Below are 2,072 nucleotides of genomic sequence, written 5' to 3' on the forward strand. Positions count from 1 at the left end.
TTGAGACGGGGGTTGGCCTTGAGAATCTCGGTCAGTCGCTCGCTGTACTTCTCGACCTGCTTTGAGCCACGACGAGCAGCGCAAAAGGGGCAAACGAGATGACGCTTGCAGGTGGTAGCAGCTGCAAGACGGATCTGGTCAACCTGATAGTAATTGCGGAAGAGCAACCAGTTGGCGCACTGGCCTAGATCGGCCTGAACACGAACAAGGTCTGGGCGATTGGTAGTGTCCTGCTCACGCAGCCAACGAAGGAACTGACGGGCACGCTTGCGACGTTCCCCGTAGCGATTTATCCTATCGTCATGTGTTTGAGAGCCCTTCTCGGGATGCCCGCCAAAGCTATCCGAGAGGGGCTTTCTGCTTTCTGTCATCCGGTAATCCCTTAGCCCGATTTGGGCAGTGTCCCCACTTTATTTCCATGTATCGAGTTAAAGGGCTGGGAGGTATCGCGAGCTCCTGCCGTCGCAGCGCTCCACCACCCCAGCCCGTACCCCTCAGGCCGCGTGAATCTGCGGTGCTGAGCCCTTCGGAACGAAGGTGACGACCTGACCTTTCGAAGGCGCAAAAAACCCAAACGGCACCGAGATGCGCTTGCCGACATGCTCGGCGTAGGGGCGCATGCTTTCGACCGTCAGAGTGACCATGTCATAGCGAGTGCCAGAGCCATCCCGCAACGGGATGTCGCCCAGGAGCTGGATACGGTACTTCACCGACTCTTCCCCGGTCTCCTGGTCAACCTTCGTTTCTGGATATGCCTTCAGGAGCTGGCCGGTAATGCTGAACATTGGCTGAGTCATCACTTGGCCTCCTCATTGTCAGTGCCATTCTCGTTCCACCACTGCGCGTAGTCGCCCAAAGCGACACGCAGCAGCACATCGACGGCGGTAGAAACGGACATATCGTGGGCAGCAGCGAAGCCCTGAACGTCGGTAACGAGATCGGGGCGGAGGGAGAAATTGATGCGCTCACGACCACTGGGCGGGTTGTAATCGATCCCATCGATATCGAGGACTTGAACTACCTGTTCGATGGTCGGCTGGAAGTCACGAGAAACATCACCGAACAGGGGATCGGTGACACGGGCCTTGGCGTAGATCTTTTCGAGGGTATCAGACATGTTCTTTATCCGTGTGTTGTTGGGTACACACAGATAATCGTCCGACTTCGGTGAAAGGTCAAGGGCACGGTGCTGCGCACCGCAACCCCCGACGCTCGCCGCTGGGCAGAGGGGGGCTGCTTCGCAACCCCCCTCACCCCGTAGCTTTGGGCACTTCAGCCCGTCAAGGGGCCCGAGTCCTCGGCGCTACGCGCCTGCGGGCCGCGCCAGCCCCTTGACCGGCTTCTCGTGCCTGTCATGGGCAAATACGGGGGGAAAGGCATAGCTCGGGGTTGCAGGTAACCCAGAATCACCGGACGGCCTTGCGTCGGAACAGACGCAAGGTGGTACGAACGACCGTCAAAGCGGTAGAGCATTTCGAGGAAGGGTTCATTCTCCAACGGGTCATCAAGCAGGCTCTCCGGCACCTTCACGCCCCAGAAAACCCCAAAGGCACCCTGAAGGCGTTTACCACGCAAAACCTCGTAGGCGTGCAGGTTGTCGCTGAAATCGAGGTCTGAGAACTTGAGGGCGTACTTGAACACCTCACAGAAGGCGTCAGTGATCTTGGGCGAGACATTGCCAGTGGGGTCGGTCACATCCGCACCCTTTGCCAGGCGTCGAATATCGAGGATGAAACTGTCACCGGTGATCTTGTGCCATTCCTCAGACAGGGCTTCACGGTCAATCCAGTCTTCGAGAAGTACCACGGCATGCAAGTGTGGGTGCCACCCCTTGCCCTTGTTGGTGACTTCGTACGAGAAGACGGCGCCAGCGACCTTGCTGAACTCGGTATAGCCACGACCCTTCTTGGCATAGTCCCTACGGCGCTCCTGAAGCTTTCTGAAGCTCGTGACGAGATGATTGAAGCGCTCGGACAGGTTTTCACCATTGGCGACTGTCAGGGTCAGCATGGCGGGTTTGAGACGGGGGTTGGCCTTGAGAATCTCGGTCAGTCGCTCGCTGTACTTCTCGA

At 58.1% G+C, this 2,072-nt stretch carries 4 protein-coding genes; all 4 read right to left on the minus strand.

The window, feature by feature from the left end; translation table 11 throughout:
* A partial coding sequence (locus QD208_RS17510; RefSeq protein WP_347882016.1) for a hypothetical protein occupies window positions 1–371 on the minus strand: 371 nt, incomplete at its 3' end.
* 123 nt (window positions 372–494) lie between these two features.
* Entirely contained in the window at window positions 495–797 is a 303-nt protein-coding gene (locus QD208_RS17515; protein WP_279834969.1) for a hypothetical protein, read from the minus strand.
* Window positions 797–1,117 (minus strand): hypothetical protein, encoded by a 321-nt coding sequence (locus QD208_RS17520; RefSeq protein WP_279837678.1) that lies wholly within the window; start codon window positions 1,115–1,117, stop codon window positions 797–799. The genes QD208_RS17515 and QD208_RS17520 overlap by 1 nt, the downstream gene beginning before the upstream one ends.
* 155 nt (window positions 1,118–1,272) lie before the next feature.
* Window positions 1,273–2,072: protein rep (locus tag QD208_RS17525; RefSeq protein ID WP_279837679.1), on the minus strand; the 800-nt coding region annotated here is incomplete at its 5' end.

Source organism: Cobetia sp. 29-18-1 (genome assembly GCF_029846405.1).
GTDB classification, from domain to species: domain Bacteria; phylum Pseudomonadota; class Gammaproteobacteria; order Pseudomonadales; family Halomonadaceae; genus Cobetia; species Cobetia amphilecti.

Coding starts and splice junctions, on each gene's coding strand:
- QD208_RS17515 (WP_279834969.1), bottom strand. CDS start 797: ATGACTCAGCCAATGTTCAGCATTACCGGCCAGCTCCTGAAGGCATAT.
- QD208_RS17520 (WP_279837678.1), bottom strand. CDS start 1,117: ATGTCTGATACCCTCGAAAAGATCTACGCCAAGGCCCGTGTCACCGAT.